The sequence below is a fragment of the Cryobacterium sp. TMT2-17-1 genome, from assembly GCF_004402765.1.
GTDB classification, from domain to species: domain Bacteria; phylum Actinomycetota; class Actinomycetes; order Actinomycetales; family Microbacteriaceae; genus Cryobacterium; species Cryobacterium sandaracinum.
Window position 1 is genome coordinate 1 of record NZ_SOGC01000019.1, and the last position, 25,144, is coordinate 25,144.

The 25,144-nt window shown below is 68.7% G+C and carries 19 protein-coding genes and 2 tRNA genes; 13 read left to right on the top strand and 8 right to left on the bottom strand.

All coding sequences use genetic code 11. The features are described 5' to 3' along the window. Positions 1-144 precede the first annotated feature (144 nt). Both E3O47_RS04595 and E3O47_RS04600 read right to left on the bottom strand, forming a co-directional pair. Positions 145-1,224, bottom strand: coding sequence for a nitronate monooxygenase (locus E3O47_RS04595; RefSeq protein ID WP_104103306.1), 1,080 nt, complete (start codon positions 1,222-1,224; stop codon positions 145-147). 70 nt (positions 1,225-1,294) lie between these two features. Next, on the bottom strand, positions 1,295-2,860 hold the full coding sequence (locus E3O47_RS04600; RefSeq protein WP_104103309.1) for a PucR family transcriptional regulator: 1,566 nt from the start codon (positions 2,858-2,860) through the stop codon (positions 1,295-1,297). A 144-nt stretch (positions 2,861-3,004) separates the two neighbouring features. Between E3O47_RS04600 and gabT the strand changes: the two genes are divergently transcribed. The 3 genes from gabT (at position 3,005) to E3O47_RS04615 (ending at position 7,412) form a co-directional block, all read left to right on the top strand. Continuing rightward, positions 3,005-4,366: a 4-aminobutyrate--2-oxoglutarate transaminase gene (gene gabT / locus E3O47_RS04605; RefSeq protein WP_134374204.1), complete on the top strand. Its 1,362-nt coding sequence runs from the start codon at positions 3,005-3,007 to the stop codon at positions 4,364-4,366. 164 nt (positions 4,367-4,530) lie between these two features. Continuing rightward, positions 4,531-5,994, top strand: a complete 1,464-nt coding sequence (locus E3O47_RS04610) for an NAD-dependent succinate-semialdehyde dehydrogenase (RefSeq protein WP_104103314.1) — start codon at positions 4,531-4,533, stop codon at positions 5,992-5,994. Positions 5,995-6,053: 59 nt separating this feature from the next. Next, entirely contained in the window at positions 6,054-7,412 is a 1,359-nt protein-coding gene (locus E3O47_RS04615) for an NAD(P)/FAD-dependent oxidoreductase (protein WP_277870365.1), read from the top strand. Positions 7,413-7,542: 130 nt separating this feature from the next. On the opposite strand, the gene E3O47_RS04620 is transcribed toward E3O47_RS04615, so the two are convergent. From E3O47_RS04620 to pepN, 3 genes are all read right to left on the bottom strand, one after another. Further along, the gene (locus E3O47_RS04620) at positions 7,543-8,001 is read right to left on the bottom strand and encodes a globin (protein WP_134400932.1); all 459 of its coding nucleotides are present in this window, start codon (positions 7,999-8,001) and stop codon (positions 7,543-7,545) included. Continuing rightward, on the bottom strand, positions 7,991-9,235 hold the full coding sequence (locus E3O47_RS04625; protein ID WP_134343117.1) for a mechanosensitive ion channel family protein: 1,245 nt from the start codon (positions 9,233-9,235) through the stop codon (positions 7,991-7,993). The genes E3O47_RS04620 and E3O47_RS04625 overlap by 11 nt, the downstream gene beginning before the upstream one ends. Positions 9,236-9,537: 302 nt before the next feature. Beyond that, positions 9,538-12,081 (bottom strand): aminopeptidase N, encoded by a 2,544-nt coding sequence (pepN, locus tag E3O47_RS04630; RefSeq protein ID WP_134419653.1) that lies wholly within the window; start codon positions 12,079-12,081, stop codon positions 9,538-9,540. 547 nt (positions 12,082-12,628) lie between these two features. Between pepN and E3O47_RS04635 the strand changes: the two genes are divergently transcribed. Further along, positions 12,629-13,438, top strand: a complete 810-nt coding sequence (locus E3O47_RS04635; RefSeq protein WP_134419655.1) for a GNAT family N-acetyltransferase — start codon at positions 12,629-12,631, stop codon at positions 13,436-13,438. Between the two features lie 349 nt (positions 13,439-13,787). Here the strand turns inward: E3O47_RS04635 and E3O47_RS04640 are convergent, their stop codons facing one another. Both E3O47_RS04640 and E3O47_RS04645 read right to left on the bottom strand, forming a co-directional pair. Beyond that, the gene (locus E3O47_RS04640) at positions 13,788-15,290 is read right to left on the bottom strand and encodes an SDR family NAD(P)-dependent oxidoreductase (RefSeq protein ID WP_134419657.1); all 1,503 of its coding nucleotides are present in this window, start codon (positions 15,288-15,290) and stop codon (positions 13,788-13,790) included. A 126-nt stretch (positions 15,291-15,416) separates the two neighbouring features. Next, complete coding sequence (locus E3O47_RS04645) at positions 15,417-17,003, bottom strand: MFS transporter (RefSeq protein ID WP_233191541.1); 1,587 nt, start codon at positions 17,001-17,003, stop codon at positions 15,417-15,419. A gap of 186 nt (positions 17,004-17,189) precedes the next feature. On the opposite strand from E3O47_RS04645, the gene E3O47_RS04650 reads away from it, so the two are divergent. The 8 genes from E3O47_RS04650 (at position 17,190) to E3O47_RS04685 (ending at position 24,757) form a co-directional block, all read left to right on the top strand. After that, positions 17,190-17,816, top strand: a complete 627-nt coding sequence (locus E3O47_RS04650) for a disulfide bond formation protein DsbA (RefSeq protein ID WP_134419659.1) — start codon at positions 17,190-17,192, stop codon at positions 17,814-17,816. Positions 17,817-17,839: 23 nt separating this feature from the next. Then, positions 17,840-18,328, top strand: coding sequence for a ribose-5-phosphate isomerase (locus tag E3O47_RS04655; RefSeq protein ID WP_104103334.1), 489 nt, complete (start codon positions 17,840-17,842; stop codon positions 18,326-18,328). 2 nt (positions 18,329-18,330) lie between these two features. Further along, positions 18,331-19,314, top strand: coding sequence for a DNA-formamidopyrimidine glycosylase family protein (locus E3O47_RS04660; protein ID WP_104103336.1), 984 nt, complete (start codon positions 18,331-18,333; stop codon positions 19,312-19,314). A 57-nt stretch (positions 19,315-19,371) separates the two neighbouring features. Further along, complete coding sequence (locus tag E3O47_RS04665; RefSeq protein WP_104103338.1) at positions 19,372-20,010, top strand: FMN-binding negative transcriptional regulator; 639 nt, start codon at positions 19,372-19,374, stop codon at positions 20,008-20,010. 2 nt (positions 20,011-20,012) lie between these two features. Beyond that, positions 20,013-21,512, top strand: a complete 1,500-nt coding sequence (locus tag E3O47_RS04670; protein WP_134400935.1) for an amidohydrolase family protein — start codon at positions 20,013-20,015, stop codon at positions 21,510-21,512. Positions 21,513-21,611: 99 nt separating this feature from the next. Next, the gene (locus tag E3O47_RS04675) at positions 21,612-23,021 is read left to right on the top strand and encodes a sensor domain-containing protein (protein WP_104103344.1); all 1,410 of its coding nucleotides are present in this window, start codon (positions 21,612-21,614) and stop codon (positions 23,019-23,021) included. Positions 23,022-23,025: 4 nt separating this feature from the next. Further along, positions 23,026-23,712: a response regulator transcription factor gene (locus tag E3O47_RS04680; protein WP_104103347.1), complete on the top strand. Its 687-nt coding sequence runs from the start codon at positions 23,026-23,028 to the stop codon at positions 23,710-23,712. Between the two features lie 73 nt (positions 23,713-23,785). Next, positions 23,786-24,757, top strand: a complete 972-nt coding sequence (locus E3O47_RS04685; RefSeq protein WP_134343127.1) for an L-lactate dehydrogenase — start codon at positions 23,786-23,788, stop codon at positions 24,755-24,757. A 32-nt stretch (positions 24,758-24,789) separates the two neighbouring features. Here the strand turns inward: E3O47_RS04685 and E3O47_RS04690 are convergent. Continuing rightward, positions 24,790-24,863: transfer RNA gene (locus E3O47_RS04690), tRNA-Gly, on the bottom strand. A 169-nt stretch (positions 24,864-25,032) separates the two neighbouring features. On the opposite strand from E3O47_RS04690, the gene E3O47_RS04695 reads away from it, so the two are divergent. After that, positions 25,033-25,109 (top strand) — tRNA-Pro (locus E3O47_RS04695). Positions 25,110-25,144: the final 35 nt, after the last annotated feature.

Consider the following 25,144-nt stretch of genomic DNA (forward strand, 5'->3'; position numbering starts at 1 on the left):
CAAATCACCCGACGCCCTCATCGCCCTGGCCATGCTCAGCCTCGGCGGCCACAAACCAGTGCTCCCCGGCCGGGTTTAACCCACAGAAGCAGCAGGAGAGCCGAGATTTTGCCCGGATCGGCCTTAAACTGGCCGAGAATCGGCTCAAACATCAAAATCTCCGTCGAATTGGTTCGACACCGGTCGCTGACTCGGCGACACGCGGGCGTCCTGCCACAGCCGGGTGAGCACGTCGGCCGCCGGTTCTGCGCGGGCAGAGCGGAAGCCGGTGCCCGCCCAGAGGGCGAGTCCGTCGGCGTCGCCGCGTCGACCCGCATCCGCCCTGAGGCCACTGGTGAGATGGTTCACCTGAGGATAAGCCCGGGGCGCGGTGGCGTCGTGCTCGATGATGAACGCGTTGCGCAGCCCCCGTGCCGGACGCCCGGAGAACGCGCGCGTGACCACGGTGCGATCAAAGTTCGGGTCGACGAGCGCGTCCTTGTGCGCCTGCTGGGCGCCGGACTCCGCGGTGCGGAGGAACGCCGTGCCCAGTTGCACGGCGTCCGCGCCGGCCGCCAGGAGCGTCGCGATCCCGGCACCGGAGTGGATGCCCCCGGCCGCGATGAGCGGCAGAACCGCCAGGTCCGAAATGGCGCGGACCAGTTCGATCAGGGGAGTGGTCTCCGGTTCTTCGGCCGTCGTGAAGGTCGCCCGGTGTCCGCCTGCTTCCGGGCCCTGCACGCAGAGCACATCGACTCCGCGTTCCTCCGCGAGAACCGCCTCCCGAACCGAGGTGACCGTGGCGATCACGCACGCGTCGACGGCGTGCAAACCGTCCACGGCCTCGGCCGGCGGTAACCCGAAGGTGAACGACACCACGGGGACTCGGTGCCCGATGAGAAGGGACACCTTGGCGGAGAACCAGTCATCGTCCGCGGCCAGTGTCGGGGGCAATTCCACGCCGTGTTCCAGCGCGGTCGCTGTCAGGCTCCGGCGGTAGGCATCGACTCCGGCCTGGTCGGTCAGTGGTGGCCCGGGAACGAATACGTTCACGCCGTACGGCGGCCGCGAGCTCTGGTGCACGTCGGCGATCTGCCGGGCCAGCGCATCCGGGGTCTTGTACCCGGCGGCCAGGAACCCGAGGCCGCCCCCCGCGCTGAGGCTGCGCACCAGGGCTGGGGTGGACGCGCCACCGGCCATGGGTGCCGCGATGATCGGAATGCGAAGGTCCTTCAGACTGAACATTGTCTCTTTCCGGTGTGTGGGTGCTTGCGTCACAGTGTGCGAGCCGCCTCGTGCGTGCGGTGTTTCCGGCCTATCCCGCCGACGCCAGCAGCGCCGCCCAGAGGTCGGCGCGGGCGTGGAAGGCGCCGAGGTCCCGCCCGAGCAACTGCTCGGCGTGGCTGATCCGGCCGCGCACGGTGTGTCGGTGCACGCCGAGCTCCGTCGCGGCCGGGCCGAACTGGCCGTTGCGCTCGAGCCACACCCGCAGGGTGGGGAGCAGCGCCGTGCCGTGGGCGGCATCGTGGTCGGAGAGCGGCCGGAGGGTGGCGCGGCCGACCTCCGAGGCATCCGTTCGGGCCAGGAACGCGAGCACGCCCTGCCGTGAGATCACCTCGAATTCGACGATGCCCGCCGCGCCTTCGTGGGCGCGCTCGAGCGCCTGTCGGGCCTGGGCCGCCGCGTGCGGCAGGGCACGATAGGCGCTCCGGTCGGAGACGCCCACGTGCAGCCCGAGGCCCACCAGCTCGGCGAGCACCGGATCGGCGGCGACATCGAGGATGAGCAGCACCTGGCCACCGTCGCGGGCGAAGAACAGGTGCCCGGGGCGTTCCTCGACCCGCAGTTCGAGCAGCTCGGCCAGAGCGTCCAAGCGTTCGGGCGGCGGGGAGACGACGGCGACCCGTACCGGCTCGGCCGGGAGGGCACCCCAGAGCTCCCGGGAGATGCTCTGCACCAGCGGGAGGTCGCCGCCGAGCAGCGCCTGCAGCAGCCCGGACCGCAGGTGGCCGCGGGCGCGACCCTGGGCGCTGTTCTGCTCGAGCGCGAGCCCGGCGAGGGCGATGACGCTGGTCACCACCTGCTGGCTGGCCTGGTCGAGCAGGGTGCCGCCCCCGAGGGCCAGCACCCCGCGCAGCTGGCCCTGCCTCCCCAGGGTCTGCAGGGTCAAAGTCTCGCCGCCCTCGTCGAGGGTGGTGCCGGCCCGCTGCCCGCGGCGGAGCAGCCGGCCGGCCTCCGCCTGCACCTGCGGCAGGGCGGTGGAGGAGGCGGAACCGGAGAACGCGTCGCGGGGGAAGACCCGGTCGAGCGTGCCGCTCGCGTCAAAGAGCGCGACCCAGTGGCCCAGCTGCCGGGACAGCTCGCTAAGAATGTTGCTCAGGCCGTCGGGTCGGAGGGCCGCGTGCGAGATGGCCCGCTGGGCGTCCAGCGCCCAAGTGTTGCGGGCATAGCGCAACTCGGCGACCAGGTCGCCGGCCGCGCGGGCCACCGCGATGAACGGAGTGTCATAGGGCACCTCGATCAGGGGCAGCCCCTCGGCAAGGCAGGCCGCAACGAGGGCCTCCGGCGTGCCGGCGCGCACGACCTCCGTGCCGAAGCCGAGACAGGCGATGCCGCGGGCCGTGAGCCGGCGCACGTAGTCGCGGTAGTAGGCATCCGTCATCGGGTCGGCGAACTGGGTGCCGGTGGTGAGGAGCACCTGGCTGGCGGAGAGAAACGGCGTCGGGTCGGCCAGGTCGGAGCCGTGCACCCACTCCACGGGCTGGTCGAGCGCGTGTGCCGGCAGCTGCGGCTCGGCCGTGAGCAGGCGCAGCTGGAGGCCGGGCTGGGCCAGCAGGCGGCGCACGGTGGGCAGGAGCGGCGGGGCCAGGTTCGGAGCCATGCGACGAGTGTACAACGTGGCGAAAGTTCACCCGCGCGTTGTACACGGTGCCGGATGTTGCGGGTGGCCGCCCTGCGTAGCCTTCTGGAATCGGTATCGTCGCCGGCCCCGCGCCGATGCAACAGCCAGCGAACTGGAGCAGCAATGACCCTCGTAGACGCCCTTTCTGTGATCCCGGTCGGCGGACCGTCCCTTCCCCAGGAACGCCGCCTCGTCACCGCCATCCCCGGCCCGAAGTCCCAGGAGCTCGGACGTCGCAAGATCGAGGCCGTCTCCGCCGGGGTGGGAGTGACCCTGCCTGCCTATATCGTCGCGGCCGGCGGCGGTGTGCTTGTCGACGTCGACGGCAACTTCCTGATCGACCTCGGCAGCGGCATCGCCGTGACCGGCATCGGAAACAGCGCCCCCGAGGTCGTGGCCGCCGTGGCCGCCCAGCTGGCCCAGTTCACGCACACGTGCTTCACCGTGACGCCCTACGACTCGTACATCGAGGTAGCCGAGATGCTCAACCGGCTCACCCCGGGCGACCACGCCAAGCGCAGCGCCCTGTTCAACTCCGGCGCCGAGGCCGTGGAGAACGCCGTCAAGATCGCCCGGCACTACACCGGCAAGCAGGCCGTCGTCGCCTTCGACCACGCTTACCACGGCCGCACCACCCTGACCATGGGCCTCACCGCGAAGAACCAGCCGTACAAGAACGGCTTCGGCCCCTTCGCCGCGGAGATCTACCGGGCACCCATGTCGTACCCCTACCGCGACGCCGGACTCGACGGGGTAGGGGCCGCCCGGCGCGCCATTTCCCAGATCGAGAAGCAGGTCGGCGCCGACAACCTGGCCGCCCTGATCATCGAGCCGATCCAGGGTGAGGGCGGTTTCATCGTGCCCGCACCCGGCTTCCTTCCCACCCTGGTGGACTGGTGCCGCGCGAACGAGGTCGTCTTCATTGCCGACGAGGTGCAGACCGGATTCGCCCGCACCGGCGACCTCTTCGCCAGCAACCACGAGGGCATCGTGCCCGACCTGATGGTGATGGCCAAGGGCATCGCCGGCGGCCTGCCGCTCTCCGCCGTCACCGGCCGCGCCGAGATCATGGACGCACCGCAGGTCGGTGGCATCGGCGGCACCTACGGCGGCAACCCGCTCGCCTGCGCCGCGGCCCTGGCCACCATGCGCAGCTATGAGACCGAGAACCTGGCCCAGCGCGCCCGTGAAATCGGCGCCATCCTGACCGAGCGGCTGAACGCCATCCGTGCCGTCGACAAGCGTGTGGGCGATGTGCGCGGCCGCGGCGCCATGATCGCCATCGAACTGGTCGACCCGGTGACCGGAGACCCGGATGCCGCCCTCACCGGCCGCGTCGTGGCTGCCGCCCACGCCATGGGCGTCGTGCTGCTCACCTGCGGCACCTACGGCAACGTGATCCGCTTCCTGCCGCCTCTGAGCATCTCCGACGACCTCCTCGTCGAGGGCCTGCAGGTGCTGGTGAGCGTGCTCGCCGCCGCATGAGCCCTGGCTCCGCGGTCTCCTGCCCGAAGCCGACGGGGGCACAGGGCGATCAGTCATACTGGGGGAACGCCGCGGGGAGGGTGGCGGAAACGCCCTTTCTGCACGGCCTCCACCCCTGATCAAAACTTCATTCGCATTTCCCGTATCGCATCGGAAAGAGTCTCATCGTGTCCACTCGTGAAACCGAACTGCTCGCCCGCGTCCCGGACGGCCTCTACATCAACGGCACCTGGCAGCAGGGTGGCGGTAAGGCCATCGAGGTCACCGACCCGGCGACCGGTGCTGTGCTCAAACGGATCGCGAACGCGGATGCCGCCGACGGCATCCGTGCCCTCGATGCGGCCGTCGAGGCGGCCGAGTCGTGGGCGGCTACCGCGCCGCGTACGCGGGCCGAGATCCTGCGCCGGGCCTTCGACCTGCTGCAGGAGCGCCGCGATGATTTTGCGCTGCTGATGACCATGGAGATGGGCAAACCTCTCGCCGAGGCCAATGGAGAGGTCACCTACGGCGGCGAGTTCCTGCGCTGGTTCAGCGAGGAGGCCGTGCGCATCAGCGGTCGCTTCGGGCTGAACCCGGAGGGAACCGGCACGATGGTTGTCTCTCAGTATCCGGTCGGACCGTGCCTGCTGATCACTCCGTGGAACTTCCCGCTGGCCATGGCCACCCGCAAGATCGCCCCCGCGCTCGCCGCCGGCTGCACGGTCGTCGTGAAGCCCGCCGAGCTGACCCCGCTGACCACCCTCTTCTTCGTGCAGCTGCTCGAAGACGCCGGGGTACCGGCCGGCGTCGTCAACGTGATCACCACGTCGACCTCTTCCGCCGTTGCCGGGCCGATCATCGCCGACCCCAGGTTGCGGAAACTCAGCTTCACCGGGTCGACCCCCGTGGGCCGCAAGCTCATTCAGCAGGCGGCCCAGGGTGTGCTGCGCACCTCGATGGAGCTCGGCGGCAACGCCCCGTTCGTCGTCTTCGAAGACGCCGACCTGGACAAGGCCGTCGAGGGCGCGATGCTCGCCAAGTTCCGCAACATCGGGCAGGCCTGCACCGCGGCCAACCGTTTCATCGTGCACGAGTCCGTCGCCGCCGAGTTCGCCCGCCGCCTGACCGAGCGTGTCGGCGCGCTGAAGATCGGCCGGGGCACCGAAGCCGGCGTCACCATCGGCCCGCTCGTCAGCGAGGCTGCCGTCGCCGGCACCGACGCCCTCGTGCAGGACGCGCTGGCCCACGGTGCCACCCTGCTCGCCGGCGGCAAGCGCCCCGAAGGCGCCGGCTCCTTTTACGAGCCCACCGTGCTGACGGACGTGGCCCCGGCCAGCGCCCTCCTGACCGAGGAGATCTTCGGCCCGGTCGTCGGCATCGTCACCTTCGCCGACGAGGCCGAGGGCGTGCGTCTGGCGAACTCCACCGAGTACGGCTTGATCAGCTACGTGTACACCCAGGACCTCGCCCGCGGGCAGCGGATGATCGCCAAGCTTGAAACCGGAATGATGGGTCTGAACACGGGCCTGGTCTCCAACGCGGCGGCACCGTTCGGCGGTGTCAAGCAATCCGGTCTGGGCCGCGAAGGCGGGCTCGAGGGCATCCAGGAGTACCTGTCCACCAAGTACACGCTCATCCCGGTCTCCTGACCGGCGACGTACCTGTTTTTCACCTGCTTCCCCACCACCAGAACGCAATGGAGCACTTCTTGAGCATCATCGAACGTGACATCGTCATTATCGGCGCGGGGGCATCCGGCCTGACCGCCGCGACCGAGCTGCGGAAGGCCGGCCTCACCGTGGCCGTGCTCGAAGCGCGAGACCGCGTCGGCGGCCGCCTCCACACCGACGACATCAACGGTGCCATGCTCGAGATCGGCGGCCAGTGGGTTTCGCCCGATCAGGACGCACTCAAGGAGACCATCGCCGAGCTGGGCCTCGAGACCTTTGCGCGGTACCGCGAGGGCGAAAGCGTCTACATCAACGCCGCGGGGGAGCGAACCCGGTTCGAGGGCGAGATCTTCCCGGTCTCGGCCGACACCGAGCGCGAGATGGTGGCCCTGATCGCCACTCTCGACGAGCTCGTGGACCAGATGGACCCCGACCGTCCCTGGGCACACCCGCGTGCGGTGGAGCTCGACCAGATCTCCTTCCGGCGCTGGCTGGAGCAGGAGACCGACGACCAGGAGGCCCGCGACAACATTAGCCTCTTCATCGCCGGGGCCATGCTGACCAAGCCGGCGCACGCATTTTCCACGCTGCAGGCCCTCCTGATGGCGGCCAGCGCCGGCAGTTTCAGCAACCTCGTCGACGCCGACTTCATCCTCGACGAACGGGTCGTGGGCGGGCTGCAGCGGGTGCCGATCCTGCTGGCCGAGAACCTCGGTGACGACGTCTTCCTCGGGCAGGCCGCCCGCACCGTGCGCTGGGGCGACGCCGGCGTGAGTGTGCTCACCGACGACCTCGAGGTGCGTGCGCGTCGCGTGATCGTTGCCGTTCCTCCCGTGCTCTACACCCGGATCTCCTTCGATCCGCCGCTGCCGCGCCGCCAGCAGATGATGCACCAGCACCTCTCGATGGGCTTCGTGATCAAGGTGCACGCGGTCTACGAGACCCCGTTCTGGCGGGAGGACGGCCTCTCCGGCACGGCCTTCAGCCCCTACGAGCTTTCCCACGAGGCCTACGACAACACCAATTTCAACGACCCGCGCGGCACTCTGGTCGGCTTCGTCTCCGACGAGGCCGCCGATGGCGTGTTCACCGTCTCGGCGGAGGAGCGCAAGCAGCGCATCCTCACCTCGCTCTCGCACTACTTCGGCCAGAAGGCACTGACGCCCGTCGTCTACTACGAGAGCGACTGGGGCACGGAAGAGTGGACCCGCGGCGCCTACGCGGCGAGCTTCGACCTGGGCGGGCTGGCTCGCTTCGGCGCGGACCTGCGCACACCGGTTGGCCCGATCCTGTTCTCCTGCAGCGACCTCGCCGGAAGGGGCTACCAACACGTCGACGGCGCAATTCGGATGGGACGCGCAACGGCCGCGGAGATCGTCGCCGAGCTCGACTCGTAAAGCAGGCGCGGCGGCATCCGTCGGTCGGCCTGGTTCGGTCGGTCTGTGTCTCGCGGCGCAGATTGCAGAAGCGAGCGCACGGTAAAACCTGCGCCTGCGTCCCACGGGTGCGCCGAGAGCGGGTGCGCTGCTACTCGTCGAAGGTATTGAGCATTGCGAAGGCCGCGCGCTCGAGGTAGTCCCAGAGCTGGTCGCGCTGCAGCGGTGCAAGAGCGGCCTTGTCGACGGCGGCGCGCATGTGGTTCAGCCAGCGGTCGCGGGAATCCGGGTTCACCTTGAAGGGCTGGTGCCGTTGGCGCAGCCGCGGGTGGCCGCGCTGCTCGCTGTAGGTGGTCGGGCCACCCCAGAACTGCTCGAGGAACATGGTCAGACGCTCGGCGGCCGGGCCCAGGTCGTCTTCGGGGTACATCGGCTTCAGTACCGGGTCGGTAGCGACGCCGCGATAGAACTCGTTCACCAGATTCTCGAAGAACGGCCTACCGCCGACCTGCTCGTAGAACGTGGCGCCGATCGCGGTGCCGTTCTCGCCCGCGCGCAGGTGGACCGCACCGGGCGTGGCAGGAGTGGGGGCGCCGGCGTCATTCGTCATCGTGAGTCTCCGGATCTGGTGCCGTGTGCGTGGGTGCCTCGGTCTTGGGTGTCGGGGCCTTGGGTGCCGCGGTCTTGGGTGTCGGGGCCGTGGGCACAGCCGGGTCTGTACCGGAAACATCCGCTGACGCTGCGCGTGGGTGGGCCTCCTGGGGCAGCGCGGTCGCGGCGTTCTTGGGTCGGCGGGGTGCGCGGGGAGCCTTTTTCTTCCGCACCGGGATCGGGGCCGTGAACGGGCCGGTGGTGAGGTCCGGCATGGCCGCGGCTGCTTCCGCGGCCGCGTCGGGCGTTCCCTCGGAGCCGGGGTCGGAGCCGGCGGCGACCGCGCCATCCGTGCCGGCCATGACCACGCTGTTGAGCGGAGTCAGACCGATGCCGAGCCCGTCCAGCGCCTTCTTCAGGTGCAGGCGCAGGTCGCGGGCGAAGTCCCACTTCGCCGCCACCCGGGTCTTGACGACGAGGCGCACGACGAGGGCCTCGGCGGAGATCGACTCGAGTCCCCAGATCTCCGGCTTCTCCAATATCACCGACCGCCACTTGCGGCTGGAGGCGAGCGCCTTCGCGACGCGCAGCAACTCGTTCTGCACCGCCTCGACATCGGACGAGTAGGGGATGGCGAGGTCGATGATCACGCGCGCCCAGCCCTGGGACATGTTGCCGACGCGCAGGATCTCACCGTTGCGCACGAACCACAGAGTGCCGTCGATGTCACGCACCTGGGTGACACGGATGCCGACGGTCTCCACGACCCCGGAAGCGAAGCCCACGTCGACGATGTCGCCCACGCCGATCTGGTCCTCCACGACCATGAACAGCCCGTTCAGGATGTCCTTGACGATGTTCTGCGCGCCGAAACCGAGACCGGCGCCGAGCGCGGCCGTCAGCAGGGCGAAAGAGCCCAGGATTTCATTGTTGATGATGTTGACGATCAGCAGGATCGTCACGATCAACAGGGTCACGTTGATGATATTCGAGAGCACCGAACCGAGGGTGCGGGTGCGCTGCACGACGCGCACGGCGGCTAGCGGCGAAACGCTCAGCGCCTGCGTGTCCTCCACGTTCTGGGTCTTCTTGACCCCCGTGACGATCTGTTGCACGACGCGGTCGATCACGAAGCGCAACACCCACCGGATGACCAGCGCGGCCACAATGATGACGACGATATTGATGACCCTGAGCCACAGGTCGATTTTGAAAAATTGAATCAGTTCAAGCCAGATTGCGTCAAAGTCCATAACGATCCGAGTCTACAGAGCCGCGTCCTGTCCAAGTCCTGAGTCCGCGACACCGCACCCAGCCGCACCCTGTTGACCCCTGCCACCCGCCCGAACGAATTCGACGGAGATTTCTACCCAGGCGACGAGCTGAACCGGTTTTGTGCGGCTCGGGGAGCAGAATCTCCGTCGAATTTATTAGGGGCGAGGGCGAGGGCGAGGGCGAGGGTGGGAGCGAGAGCGAGAGCGGGGGTGGGGACGGGGGCGAGGGCGGATGCGGCGTGGGGCACGAACGGCGCGGGCGGGCGGATGCCTCGGCGCGGCTACTCCGCGTCGCGCGCCTGGGCGGCGAGGGCGCGTTCGACCCCGGCCAGGTTCTCGATCACCAGGCGACGCAGTGCGAGCGGCTCCGGGTTGGCGTCGAGCCACTTTCGCGTCGCGGTGACGAGCGCCCGGTCAGCCAACGGCGCCGGGTATAGGCCGAGCACCAGCTTTTCCGCGATGGAGAAGCTGCGGGCGGCCCAAACCGGCTGCAACATGGCGAAGTACTGCTCGACGAACGGCTCCAGCAACGTGGTGTCGTTGGCCCGCAGGAAACCGGCTGCCGTGACCCGCACGATGGTGTTCGGCGCGGTGTCCACGTCGATCAGAGACGACCAGGCGGACTGCTTGCCCTCCAGGGTGGGGATGGCGGCGCGGGCCTGCGCGGCCGACTGGGCGCCGGTCGCGGTGTTGTCCGCGGCCAGTGCTGCGTCGATCTCGACCGCGTCGGCCTTGCCGCCGGCTACGAGGGCGATGAGCAGCTCCCAGGAGAGGTCGGTGTCGATCTCGAGGCCGTCGAGCGGCGCCGTGCCACCACGCAGCGCGGCAACGGATGCCAGCTGGCTGTCGGTGGTCGCGATGGCGGCGAAGAACTTCACGAACTGGAACTGCTCGTCGCTGCCGGCGTCGGCGTGGCGGGCGAGGGACCAGAGCGCGTCACCGACCTCCTTGACTGTACTCGTACGGAATTCCTCGGCGACGTAGTACGAGGCGGCGAGCACAACCTGGCCGAGCACGGTGCGCAGCGTGGTGGACTCGGATTCCGTCGCGACGTTGCCGAGCACAAGCGTGATGAAGTCGCGCGCCGAGGTCTCGGCGTCGCGGGTGGCGTCCCAGACCGCGCCCCAGATGATGGCGCGGGCGAGGGGGCTCTCGATCGCGGAGAGGTTCTCGAGGGCCACCTCCTGCGATTCCGGGTCGAGGCGGATCTTGGCGTAGGCCAGGTCATCGTCATTGAGCAGAACGAGGTCGGGTTGTTGGCGGCCGAGCAGTGACGGGACATCCGTCTGCTCGCCGTCGACGTCGATCTCGATCCGGTGAGTGCGCACCAGGGCGCCGTCCACCCGGTCGTAAAAGCCGATGGCGAGGCGGTGCGGGCGGATGGTGGGGTAGTCGGCCGCGGCGGTCTGCAGCACCGTGAAGCCGGTGATGGCGCCGGACTTGTCCACGACGATCTCGGGACGCAGCGTGTTCACGCCCGCGGTCTCGAGCCACAGCTTCGTCCACTCGGTGAGATCGCGGCCGCTGGAGGCTTCGAGCAGGGCCATCAGGTCGGTCAGCTCGGTGTTGCCCCACTGGTGCTTCTGGAAGTACGCGGCGACGCCGGCGAAGAATTCATCGCGGCCGACCCAGGCCACGAGCTGCTTGAGCACGGAGCCGCCCTTGGCGTAGGTGATGCCATCGAAGTTGACCTGCACGTCTTCGAGGTCGTTGATCGTGGCGGTGATCGGGTGGGTGGAGGGCAGCTGGTCCTGCTTGTAGGCCCAGCTCTTCTCCATCACGGCGAAGGTGGTCCACGCTTCGGTCCACTCGGTGGCCTCGGCGGTTGCCATGGTCGACGCCCACTCGGCGAACGACTCGTTCAGCCACAGGTCGTTCCACCACTTCATGGTGACGAGGTCGCCGAACCACATGTGCGCCAGTTCGTGCAGCACGGTGACGACGCGGCGTTCCTTGATGGCGTCGGTGACCTTGGACCGGAACACGTACGTCTCCGTGAAGGTGACCGCGCCGGCGTTCTCCATGGCGCCCGCGTTGAATTCCGGCACGAACATCTGGTCGTACTTGTCGAACGGGTACGGGTAGTTGAACTTGCCCTCGAAGTATGCGAAGCCCTGGCGGGTCTTCTCGAACAGGTAATCCGCGTCGAGGAACTCGAACAGGCTTTTACGGCAGAAGAGCCCGAGCGGGATGACGCGGGCGTCGTTGGAGGTCAGCTCGCTGCGCACGACTGCGTAAGGGCCGGCGACGAGGGCAGTGATGTAGCTGGAGATGGTGTGGGTGGGGGCGAACGCCCAGGTCTTGTGGCCGCTGCCGGCATCCATCGGCTCGGGCGTGACGGAGTTGGAGATGACTTCCCAGGCGCCGGGGGCGGTGACGGTGAAGGCGAACGTGGCCTTGAGGTCGGGCTGCTCGAACACGGCGAAGACGCGGCGGGAGTCGGGCACCTCGAACTGGCTGTACAGGTAGACCTCGTTGTCGACCGGGTCGACGAAGCGGTGCAGGCCCTCGCCGGTGTTCGTGTACTCGGCGTCGGCGACGACGGTGAGCGTATTCTCGGCGGCTAGGCCGTCGAGCTGAATCCGGATGCCGTCACTGACGAGTGAGGGGTCGAGCGCGGCGCCGTTCAGCGTCACCGAGTGCACGGTGCGGGTGATCGCGTCGATGAAGGTGGACGCGCCGGGCGTCGCGGTGAAGTGCACCGTGGTCTCGCTGCCGAACGTTTCCGGTCCGGTCGTGAGGTCGAGGGTGACCTCGTAGCTCTGAACGGTGATGAGCGCGGCGCGCTCCTGGGCTTCGATCCTGGTGAGGTTCTCTCCGGGCAACGGTTTCTCCATCTCGGTTTCGCGGTCTGCACGCGCGCCGACGCTTGTGGCGCCGCGCACCGACAATCAGCCTAGCCAAGGAATATGGTGTCTGCACGAGGGTAAGCACCGACCCGTGGGCCGCGACGGACGACCGGTACCGTGAGTTTGCTGACGTGGGAGCGCGCGGCATGAGCGCCTGCTAAGAGGCGTGGGCGCACAAAGTGTCGGATGACCCGGCGACCTCCGCTCCGATCGCCGGTTCTCGGCTCTGAAACGGCTTCGTGCTCGCGCCCGATGCCGAACTCCTCGCAGTCCCCCGGCCGCATAGGCGGGCGCTGCACTGGCGGTGAGCAGGGACCGTCGCCCCGGCAGGTGAGCGGAGGCGTCGCCCGGTCGTGCGCGTGCGCTCACCCGTCATCCGGTGTCTGGTGTCCCGCGTCCGGTGTCGGGCGTGGAGTCAATTCGACGGAGATTCTGCGGAAAAGGGCGGATTAAGGCCTCCGTGGAGCCGTTTCGCGCAAAATCTCCGTCGAATTCGTTCTGGGCGGCTCTAGGGTTATCCACAATGACAACCCGAGACGCGCTCCGTGATGCCTACGACGCACAGCTTCGGCTCTGGGTTCCGACCGACCGGCCCACGGGCATCCGTTACGAACTGTCGGGCCCGGTTCTGCGGATCTTGGGACGGCACCAGGGGCTCGTCGAGACCGCTCGCGACGTGGGTGCGACCGGCGCGGCGCTCGACGCCCTGATCGCGGAGCACCGCGATTTCTTCGCTGCCCGCGGCGAGGCCTTCGAGTGGAAGACCCGCGGCCACGACCTGCCAGCCGATCTGCCGGACCGCCTGCTTGTGGCCGGCTTCGTGGCCGAGGAGCTGGAGACGGTCGTCGTCGCCGAGACCGAACGCCTGAACGCCGTGCCGGTGCTGCCGGTCGGCGTCACGATCAGGCAGGTCGACACCCGGGCCGACTTCGAGCGCATCGCCGCGCTGCAGTCGCAGGTCTGGGACGAGGACTACGCCTGGCTGGCCGACCAGCTGGAGGCCGGTGTGCGTGAGGCCCCGGGCGACGTGCTCGTGTTCGTCGCCGAGGCCGGCGGCGTGCACGGCGGCGAGCTCGTCTCCTCGTGCCGGCTCGAGTTCACCCGCGGCACTGATTTCGCGGGACTCTGGGGTGGGTCGACCCTGGCCGCCTGGCGGGGCCGCGGCATCTACCGGGCGCTGGTGGCATACCGCGCGCGGCTCGCGCACCAATGCGGTGTGCGCTACCTGCAAGTGGATGCCTCCGACGATAGCAAACCGATCCTGCTGCGGCTGGGCTTTCAGGCCATCACGACGACGACCCCCTGGGTCTGGACCCCGCCGGCTCCTGACTGAGGTGCGGTTCGGCGGGGCGCGATCCCGGTGCCGGCACCCAGCGGCATCCGCTCGCCGCACCAAAATGGCCCGCACCATGTCGCCCGCCCGAACCAATTCGACGGAGATTCTGCCGAAACCAGGCCGCAACCGGCCGCCCGGGTGCGCAAACCTCAAAATCTCCGTCGAATTGGTGAGGGGCCTGCCGGCTGTCCTGCTGCCTGTCCAGCGCGCCGACGTGACTCGCCGACTCGACTCGCCGACTCGACTCGCCGACTCGACTCGCCGACTCGACTCGCCGACTCGCAGGCCGACCCCGCCGACTTGACCCGCCGACTCGCAAGCCGACCCCGCCGACGACCTGCCCCGGCTACCAGGCGCCGGGCTTGTAGTCCTTGAGGAAGACGCCGCAGAGGTCCTCGCCGCCCTCGCCGCGCACAATCGGGTCGTAGACCCTCGCCGCGCCGTCGACCAGGTCGAGTGGGGCGTGGAAGCCCTCCTCGGCGAGGCGGATCTTGGTGGGGTGCGGCCGCTCGTCGGTGATCCAGCCGGTGTCGACGCTGGTCATCAGGATGCCGTCGGACAGCATTTCCTTCGCGCTCGTGCGGGTGAGCATGTTCAGCGCGGCTTTGGCCATGTTCGTGTGCGGGTGGCCGGGCCCCTTGTAGCCGCGGCCGAACACGCCCTCCATCGCCGACACGTTCACAATGTAGGTGCGGCGGGCGTCGGATGCCGCGAGCGAGCCACGCAGACGGCTCACCAGCAGGAACGGGGCCGTGGTGTTGCACAGCTGCACCTCCAGCATCTCCAGCGGGTCGACGTCTTCCACGTTCGCGGTCCAGCTGTTTCGGGAGTGCAGGTCGGGCACGAGCCCGCCGGCGTCGATCGCGGTGCCGGCGGCGAGACGCGCGAGAGACGAGGAGCCCGGTGCGAGCGCCAGGGCGGTCAGGTCGTCGGCCGTGAGTGCGCCACTCGCTCCGGCTGCTGCGGCCAGGATCGGGTGGCTGGTGACGGATGCCGCGAGCGCGGTCGGGTGCGCGTCACTGGTGTGCCCGAACGTGACGATCTCCGGGATGACGCCCTCCGGCAGCGGCGACTGCTCGGCCTCGACCAGCATCGAGTAGGAGCCGGGGGAGCGGCGCACGGTCTGGGCGGCGTTGTTGATCAGGATGTCCAGCGGCCCGGCCGCGGCGACGGAGTCGGCCAGGCCGATCACCTGGGCCGGGTCGCGCAGGTCGATCCCGACGATGCGGAGACGGTGCAGCCAGTCGGCCGAGTCCGGCATGGCGCTGAAGCGGCGCACCGCGTCGCGCGGGAACCGGGTGGTGATGGTGGTGTGGGCGCCGTCGCGCAGCAGGCGCAGGGCGATGTACATGCCGATCTTGGCGCGGCCGCCCGTGAGTAGGGCGCGCCTGCCGGTCAGGTCGGTGCGGGCATCCCGCTTCTCATGGCTCATCGTCGCGCAGGCAGGGCAGAGCTGGTGGTAGAAGGCGTCGACGAGGGTGTACTTCTGTTTGCAGATGTAGCAGGCCCGCGGCACGAGCAACTCGCCGGCCGACGCCCGGTCGGTGCCCAGGCGCAGCTGGGCGCCAATGGTCTCGTCGTCGATGCGGGTGGCGGCGCCGGTCGCGGTCGCGGCGATGACCTCCCGGTCGGCATCCGCAATCGCCTGCCGCTTCTCGCCGCGTCGCACCATCTTGACGGACTTGAACATCTTGGCGGTGGCCTGCCGCACGGTGACGAAATCGGGGTCTTCGGGGTCGATCTCGCTGAGCGAGGCGAGCACGCGCAGGGCGATCGCCATCTCGGCAGGGTCGATGCTGAGGGTGGACACGGCCCCGGGAGCGGGCTCGGTCGGAGGCGTCGTGGTCATCGAACAATTCTACGATGGCCCCCGCGATGGCCCGGCCCGGTGCACACAGCACACAGACCGGTGGCCCGGCGCGCCGAGACCAGGGTCTCCGAACGCCGGGCCACCGGTCGATGCAGCAGGGTGTCGCTAGACCTTCAGCGGCTCCGGCTCGGTTTCCGGCTCCGTCGCGAGCGATGAGAGATCCATCGACGAGGTCGGCGGCTCATAGGTCTCGTCGAACGGCATCTCGTCGGTGTCCAGGGCAGGGTTGTCATCCTGCGTGGCTACCAGTTCGCGGGCCTCGAAGACCGAGTCCACGCTGGGCATCGAGCCGATCAGCGGACGCCCGGCAGACTCGCGCAGGAAGAAGATCGCGATTCCACCGATGACGGATGTCCCCATCAGGTAGTAAGCCGGCATCATGTCGTTCTCGGTCGTGGCGATCAGCGCCGCGATGATGAACGGCGTCGTGCCACCGAAGATGGCCACCGAGAAGTTGTACGCGATGCCCATGGCACCGTAACGGCTTTCGGTCGGGAACAGCGCCGGCAGGGCCGAGGCGAGGTTGGAGACGTAGAACGTGACGGGCAGGGCGATCAGAGCCAGGCCGAGCAGCGTCGTCCAGATCTCGCCGACGCCGATCAGCATGAAGGCGGGGATGGAGAGCACTACGGCGCTGAGCGAACCCATCCAGAGCACGGGACGACGACCGATCTTGTCGGACAGGCGGCCGGCCAGGGGGATGCAGAGCGCCATGATAACGAGGATCGGGATGGTGAGCAGTGTCCCGTGCAGCTCGTCGTAGCCCTTGGTGGCGGTGAGGTAGGTCGGCATGTATGAGGTGAGCGCGTAGCCGAGCGTGTTGGCCGCGGCGACAAGGATCATGGCGACGATGATGCCGCGCCAGTGGTTCTTGAAAATGCTGACCGGGCTGTTGGACGGGGCGGACTCGTCGGAGAACGACGGGTCGGTCGCGGCCAGTTCCTTCGCGTCCAGGGTGGCCTGGAAGGTGGGGGATTCCTCGATCTTCAGACGGAACCAGATGGCGATCAGGCCGAGCGGTCCGGCGATCAGGAATGGGATGCGCCAACCCCAGTCTTCCATGACGGGCTGCCCGAGGGTGACCTGCAGGATGGACACGAGCGCGGCGCCGATGGCGAAGCCGAGGTAGCTGCCCATATCGAGCAGGCTGGCGAAGAAGCCGCGGTGCTTGTCGGGCGAGTGCTCGCTCACGAAGGTGGTCGCACCGGCGTACTCACCGCCGGTGGAGAAGCCCTGCACGAGTTTGGTGAAGACCAGCAGCGCGGCGGCGAGCATGCCCACCTGGGCGTAGCCGGGCAGCAGGCCCACGGCGAAAGTGGATGCCGCCATCAGGATCAGGGTCATCGACAGCACCTTCTGGCGGCCGATCTTGTCCCCGAGCCAGCCGAAGAACACACCACCCAGCGGACGGGCGATGAACGTCGCGGCGAAGGTGCCGAGCAGGAACAGGGTCTGCACGGTCGGGTCGGACTCGGGCAGGAACACCGGACCCATGGTCGTGATGAGGTAGCCGAACACGCCGACGTCGTACCACTCCATCGTGTTTCCCACGATGGTTCCGCCGAGGGCTTTCTTCAGCCTTGACTGATCGACCACGTTCACGTGCGACACCTTCAAGCGGCGCTGCAGGAGCGGATTCTTGGTCTTCACCGCCGTGCCGTCGGCACCGGAAAGTGAGCTGGTTCTGGGCATGGGAACTTCTCTCGTAGAGATCATGTTGCTGCGAAAAAAAGGGGCCCGCTTTCGGGCATAACGAATAATTTTAGTCGGAAATGGGCAACAACCAGACATTTTGCCGAGGATACCGTCTCTGGACAGGGGTTTACGTTCGGTCTCCGTCGGCGCTTTCCCAGCCGGGAGACACTTAGGCTGGGCCCCATGGCTGACTCTGTGAAGTTCTGGTTCGACCCCTCCTGCCCCTGGGCCTGGATGACCTCCCGCTGGGTGGAGGAGGTCTCCGCCCTGCGCGGTTTCGACGTCGAGTGGAAGGTGATGAGCCTCGCCGTCCTGAACGAGGACCAGGACGTGTCCGAGGAGTACCGCGCGTTCTTCCCCCGGGCTCTCAAGTACACCCGCCTGGTTGCTGCCGCACAGGAACTGCACGGCCAGAAAACGGTCAAGGCGGTCTACGATGCCCTGGGCGCCCGCATCCACCTCGGTGGCAGCACAAACCCCGACGAGGTCATTCCCGCCGCGCTCGCCGAGGTGGGCCTGCCGGCATCGTTCGCGGAGTGGGCCGACAGCGACCACTACGACGTGCAGATGCGCGCCAGCCACTTCGACGCCATGGAGCGGGTGGGCCAGGATGTCGGCACCCCCGTCATCGCCGTGAACGACGTGGCCTTCTTCGGCCCGGTCATCTCGCCCGCGCCGAGCGGAGATGTGGCGCTCAAGCTTTGGGACGGTGTGGTGGCCGTTGCCGGGTATGACGGTTTCTTCGAGCTGAAGCGCTCCCGCACCCGCGAGCCGATCTTCGCCGCGGCTGCGACGGTACCAGCCGAGTAAGCCGAGTAAATATAATCGGTTGCATGCGCATCCACATCGCCACTGACCACGCCGGCCTCGACTTCAGCCACCAGCTGGTCACGCACCTCGCCCTTGCCGGTCACGAAGTCGTGGACCACGGGCCGGAGGTCTACGACGCCCTCGACGACTACCCCGGTTTCTGCATCCGGGCGGCCGAGGCCGTCGTCGCCGACCTGTCCGTCGGCGTCGACGCGCTCGGCGTCGTCTTCGGCGGCTCGGGCAACGGCGAGCAGATGGCCGCTAACAAGGTGAAGGGCGTGCGCGCCGCGCTGGTCTGGAGCCTCAGTACCGCCAGGCTCGCCCGCGAGCACAACGACGCGAACGTCATCTCCATCGGTGCCAGGCAGCACAGCATCGAGGACGCCATCGACTTCATCGACGCCTTTATCTCGGAGCCGTTCCCCGGCGACGAACGCCACTGCCGCCGCATCCTGCAGCTGGCGGAGTACGAGGCGCACTGCACCATCAACGGCACGCGTCTCGCCGACTAGCCGTGCCTGAGGGTCATTCCGTCCACCGCATTGCGCGCCAGTTCGCCCGCAACTTCGTGGGTAAAAGCATCCGACTGTCGTCGCCGCAGGGCCGCTTCGTGGACGGCGCGGCGATGCTCGACGGCCACATCATGACGGATGCCCGTGCCGTCGGCAAGCAGATGTTCCTCGAATTCGACAACGGGCTCTGGCTGCGCGTGCACCTGGGGCTCTACGGCGCCTGGGACTTTGCCGGGGACATCCAAGCGCACGGTACGGACGCCGCCATCAAGGGTCGCAGGCGCCGGACCGTCAGGCGCGACGCGGGTGACGTCATGCAGGGCCTGGCGGGGGAGGACTCGCTGCAGAGCATCGGCGCGCCCCGGCTGACCCGGCTGCGGATGGCGGAAGACGAGAAGGTCAGCGTCGAGCCCGACGGCTTCCCGCCCGCACCCATCGGCCAGGTGCGGGTGCGTCTGCTGGCCGACGACGTCGTTGCGGACCTGCGCGGGCCCACGGCTTGCGTGGTGCTCGACTCTCAGGAGGTGCACGTGGCGATGGACCGTCTCGGGCCGGACCCGATGCTCGACGACAGCCGCGCCGCCGAGGACCGCTTCGTCACGGTGGTGCGGAAGAAGCCCACCCCGATCGGGCGCCTTTTGATGGACCAGTTGGTGGTCAGCGGCATCGGCAACGTCTACCGGGCCGAGTTGCTCTTCCGTGCGCGCCTGAACCCGTATGCGCCGGGCAAGTCGCTCAGCGACGAGCAGTCCCGTGCGCTCTGGCGAGACTGGGCGCACCTGCTGAAGATCGGCGTGTCGACCGGGCAGATGATGACCATGGACGGCCTCGGCGACGCGGCTTATGGGCGAGCCCTGAGGCGACGGGCCGACCGGCACTGGGTGTACAAGCGCGAGGGGCTGCCCTGCCGGGTCTGCGGCACCCACATCACCGTTGAGGAGATGGCCGCACGCAAGCTCTACTGGTGCCCGAAATGCCAGGCCTGACCTGCTCGCCCTGATCTGCTTCACCTGATCTGAACCCACGACCAGAACGGGACACCGATGAGACACAACCCCATTTTTGAGCAGGGCGACCCGGCCGAGATCCGCCGTCTCATCCGGGAGAACCCATGGGCCACGCTGATCAGCCACACCGAGTCGGGTCTGGTGGCCTCGCACTACCCGGTACTGCTCGACGAGGAGGCCGACGAGACCGACGGAATCGTGCTGGTCAGCCACGTCGGACGCCCCGACGAGGCCCTGCACGAACTCGGCCGGCACGAGCTGCTGGTGATCATCCAGGGACCCCACGGCTACATCTCGCCCGGCTGGTACGACGCGGCGCCCGCCGTTCCCACCTGGAACTTCGTCGCCGCGCACCTGAACGGCACACCCGAACTACTCAGCGACGAGGAGAACCTGCGGGTGCTGGACCGCCTGGTCGACCACTTCGAGGAGCGGATGCCTGAACCGCGTCGCCTGTCCGGCACCGAGGCCAACGCCGCCTACGCCGCCCGTATTGCGGCCGGTACGGTCGGCTTCCGGCTCAGGGTGAACCGCCTCACCGCCAAGTGCAAGCTCAGCCAGAACAAGCCGGCCGAGACCGTGGCGCGCATTCTGGGTGAACTCGAGGGAGACGGTCCCTATGCGAGCCCGGGCCTGGCAGCCGAAATGCGCCGGGTGCACGGGGTCGACCGGTGAGCGTGTCCACGCCCGCTCCGGCAACAGCGTCGGCCCCTCCGCTCGTCTTGCGGAACGGCCGGCTGCCGGGAAGCGACGAGATCGTCGACACGCTGATCGTCGACGGCCGGGTGCGCCGGCTCGGGTATCTGAGTCAGTCGGCTGCGGGCATCCGTTCGGTCGATTTGGAAGAACGCTGGCTGATTCCGGGCCTCTGGGACAACCACGTGCACTTCAGCCAGTGGGCGCAGACGAATCAGCGGCTGGATCTGTCCGGCACCGACAGTGCCGCCGCCGCGGCCGACCTGGTGGCCGAACGGGTGCCCGGCGTTTCGAGGGGGGAGACCCTGGTCGGGTTCGGGTTTCGCGACGCTCTGTGGCCGGATGCCCCGAGCCGGCCCCTGCTGGACGCCGCCGCCGGCACCGTTCCGACCGTGTTGATCAGCGGTGACCTACACTCATGCTGGCTGAACTCGGCCGCGCTCGCCCGCCACGGCCACACGGAGCACCCGACCGGGCTGCTCCGTGAGGAGGACTGCTTCGCCGTGGTGCGCACGCTCGCCGAGGTGCCCGATGTCGTGATGGACGGCTGGGCCGACAGCGCGGCCCGGGCCGCGGCGGCTCGCGGGGTCGTGGGCATCGTCGACATGGAGATGGACTGGAACCTCGCCACCTGGCTGCGGCGCATCCAGGGCGGCACCGACTCGCTGCGGGTGGAGTTCGGTATCTACACCCAGCATTTGGAGCGCGCCATCGCACTCGGTCTGCGGAGTGGGGCCGGCATCGACGGCACCGGCGGGCTGCTCACGGTGGGATCCTGCAAGGTGATCACCGACGGCTCGCTGAACACCCGCACCGCGTACTGCGTCGACGAGTACCCCGGCCTGGAGGGCCAGCCCGGGTCACGCGGGATGCTCACCGTGCCGCCGGAGGAGCTGCTCGCGCACCTGGGCCGGGCCGTGGCCGCGGGCATCCGCCCCGCCGTGCACGCCATCGGCGACCGGGCCAACGCGCTGGCCCTCGACGCCTTCGAGCAGCTCGGCTGCGCCGGCAGCATCGAGCACGCGCAGCTGCTCACGAGGGAGGACGTCGCCCGTTTCGCCCGGCTCGGCGTGGTAGCGAGCGTGCAGCCCGAGCACGCCCTCGACGACCGGGACGTCGCCGACCGCTACTGGGTGGGACGCACCGACCGGGCCTTCGTGCTGAAGAGCCTGCTGAACGCCGGGGTCACGCTCGCGCTCGGGTCCGACGCCCCGGTCGCTCCGCTGGACCCGTGGGTGAGCATCGCCGCCGCCGTCGGGCGCACTCGCGGCAGCCGCGAACCCTGGCACGCCGAGCAAGCCATCTCCCGGCAGGCCGCGCTCGCCGCGTCCGCGCGCGGCCGGCACCGCGTTCTGGCGGGAGACGTCGCCGACCTCGCGGTGTGCGAGATCGACCCGTTCGTCGCCTCAGTGCCCGACCTGCGACGGATGCCCGTGGCCGCCACCCTGCTCGCCGGCCGCTTCACCCACACCACCCTCTGACCTGGGGGGTTACCCCCGGCGAGATCCGGTTGGCAGCGGGATGTCGTCTACTCGACCCGGCGATCAGGCTGAGTACCGACAGACTTACTGGAGGACACCATGACCGCACCGACCGAAACCCCCGCACGCGCCGGCTATCGCGCGCTCTGGCGGCGCGTGCCGCAGGAGCTGCTCTTTCTACTGCTGACCCTGCCGGTGGTCGTGATCGCCCTCACCGTTCTGAGCACCGTATTCTTCACCGGCATCGGCCTGCTCGCCGCCGTCGTTGGGATCGTCGTCGTCGTGGCGTCCCTCTACCTCGCCCGCGGCATCGGTCTGGTCGAACTCGCCCGCCTGCGCTGGGCCGGCCAGCCTGCCATCACCCCGCCGCGGTGGGCGACGCCGGGGGAGCCGGCCACCACCCTCCGCGCCCTGCTCGGCCCGCTCGTCAACGGGCACTACTGGCTCTACCTGCTGCACGGCATGGTCGTGAACTTCGTGGTCGGGCTTGTCAGCTGGATCGTCACCGTAGTCTGGCTGTCGGTGGGCCTCGGCGGCGTCAGCTACTGGATCTGGGGCCGCTTCCTCCCCGAGGACCGGAACGACGACCTGCACGCGATCATCCTGAACTGGATTCTGCCGGGCACCACGCTCCCGATCGACCCGCTCCTGGCCGAAAGCCTCCTCCAGCTCGTCCTGGGCATCCTCTTTCTGCTGACCCTGCCGTACATCACCCACGCGTTCACCCGGCTGCACCAGTTCGCGGCCCGCGGCATGCTGGGCGCCTGGCGGTCCGAGGCCCTGCAGCGTGAGGTCGCCGACCTCAGCGCGTCGCGCGGGGCGGCCGTCGCCGCGGAAGACCAGTCCCTGCGACGCCTGGAACGGGACATCCACGATGGTCCGCAGCAGCGCCTGGTGCGCCTGCAGATGGACCTCGCCAGCGCCGAGCGCAAGCTCGATACCGACCCGGATGCCGCGCGCACCCTGATCGTGGAGGCCCGGGAGCAGGCTCACGACACCCTCGAGGAGCTGCGGGCGCTGTCCCGCGGTCTGGTGCCGCCCCTCCTGCAGGACCGCGGTCTCCTCGCCGGCCTCGAGTCCCTGGCCGCCCGTAGCACCATCCCTGTGCGGCTCGAGCTGCAGGTCGACCCGGCGCTGCGGCTGCCCAGCGAAATCGAGCGGAGCGCGTATTTCGTCGGCGCGGAGTTGCTCACCAACGCCGCCAAGCACTCGCGGGCCACGGACATCCGTCTGCACCTGGCCCTACGCGCCGTCCCCGACGATGGGAGCACCGGCAGCCCTGCCAGCACGGGGGCCGCCGGCGTCATCTGGCTCGACATCTGGGTGATCGACGACGGCATCGGCGGGGCCCGGCTGACCGATGCCCACGGCCTGCAAGGACTCGACGAACGCCTGCACGGCCTTCGCGGGGTGTTGTCGGTGCGGAGCCCCGAGGGTGGCCCGACCGCGATCGGGGCACACATCCCACTGCCCGCGGCCCGGCCGGCGCGAGCGGTCGCCGTATCCTGAACGGATGACCGACCTCGCTTCAGCCATTCTCGCCGCTCCCTCCGCCCCACCCCTGCGGCTCGTGCTGGCCGAGGACTCGGTGCTGCTCAGAGAAGGTCTGATCCGCCTGTTCGACGAGGCCGGGTTTGTGACCGTCGCGTCCTACGGCGACGCGGATTCCCTCCTGGCCGAGGTAGACGCGCTGCGGCCCGACATCGCCGTGCTGGATGTGCGGATGCCGCCCACCTTCCGGGACGAGGGCGTGCGCGCCGCGCTGGAACTGCGCCGCAGGTTGCCGTCGGTGGGCATCCTGCTGCTCAGCCAGTATGTGGAGGGCACCTACGCGCATGAACTTCTCGCCGCCGGCAACGGGGGACTGGGCTACCTGCTCAAGGACCGGGTGGCGTCGCTCGACGAGCTGCGGGACGCCGTGACCCGGATCAGCGCGGGCGGCACCGTGCTCGACCCGCAGGTCGTGCGCGAGTTGCTGGCCCGCCGCACCGACCCGGTCGCGGCCCTCACCCCGCGTGAGCGTGACGTGCTCGGGCTGATGGCGGAGGGGCGCACCAACGCCGGCATCGCCGCGAAGCTCGTGATCGGCGTCGGCGCGGTCGAGAAGAACGTCACCTCGATCTTCCAGAAGCTTGGCCTCGACGACTCGGGCTCCGACCACCGCCGGGTGCTGGCCGTGCTCACCTACCTGCGGCACTGACCCTGCGGCACTGACTCAGCCACGGATATCCGGATACTCGGATCCGGCCCGGTCAGGGGTGCAGAATGAGCTTATGAGCGAGATCGCGAATTCCAAGCTGGCCATCATCGGAGCCGGGGCCGTCGGGTCGTCCCTGGCCTACGCCGCACTGATCCGGCAGTCCGCGCGGGAAGTCGTGCTCTACGACATCAACGGGCCCAAGGTGGAGGCCGAGGTTCTCGACCTGGCCCACGGCACCCAGTTCACGGGTGCTTCCTGCGTGGCCGGCGGCAGCGACCTCGACGCCATCGCGGGGGCGAACATGGTCGTGATCACGGCCGGGGCCAGACAGCACCCCGGTCAGTCCCGGCTCGAGATGGCCGGCGTCAATGTCGGGATCCTGCGGGAGCTGATGCCCCAGCTGGTCGAGCGAGCCCCGGACGCCGTCTATATGCTCGTCACCAACCCCTGCGACGTGCTTGCCTATGCTGCCCGCCAGTTCAGCGGGCTGCCGGCCACGCGCGTCTTCGGGTCGGGCACGGTGCTCGACTCCTCCCGGCTGCGCTGGATGCTCGCGCACCGGGTCGGCGTCGCGATCGCCAATGTGCACGCCGTGATCGTCGGAGAGCACGGCGACTCGGAGTTCCCGCTCTGGTCCCAGGCCCGGATCGGCCCGATCTCCCTGGCCGAGTGGGTGCAGGACGACATCTCGCCTAAGGGTCTGGTGCCGTTCTCGGAGGCGGAATTCGACGCGATCACCGAGAGCGTGAAGACCGCGGCGTATACGGTCATCGCCGGCAAGGGCGCCACGAACTACGCGATCGGGCTTTCGGGCGCCCGGATCGTCGAGGCCGTGCTGCGCGACGAGGGCGCCGTGCTTCCGGTCAGCTCGGTGCTCACCGACTACCGGGGCGTCAGCGACGTGGCGCTGTCGGTGCCGAGCGTGATCAACGCCGAGGGCGTCTCGCGCGTGATCGAGGTTCCCTTCAGCGAGAAGGAGCAGGAGCTGTTCGAGCACTCGGCGACGACGTTGCGCACGACGCTGAACGGGCTCGGACTCGACTGAGCCGTGTGAGACGATCCGTCCAGGATGTTGTGTGGAGGGGATGACGGGAATCGAACCCGCGCCATCAGTTTGGAAAACTGAGGCTCTACCATTGAGCTACATCCCCCGGGCGCAGTCCCCCGCGCACTCACTCAGCGTAGTACACGTCGACGGTCGCCAGTTGCACGCCTCGACCCGCGGCATCCGGACCGTGCAGTAGACTTATCGAGGTCATTCTGCGAATTGCGCGAACTCTGCGCGCCAAGCGGATGCCATCACCGGGTTGAGAAATTGTCCGGGGCGTAGCTCAGCTTGGTAGAGCGCTCGGTTTGGGGCCGAGAGGTCGCAGGTTCGAATCCTGTCGCCCCGACCAACACCCCCTAAATACATCGGTCGAACACAGGAGAT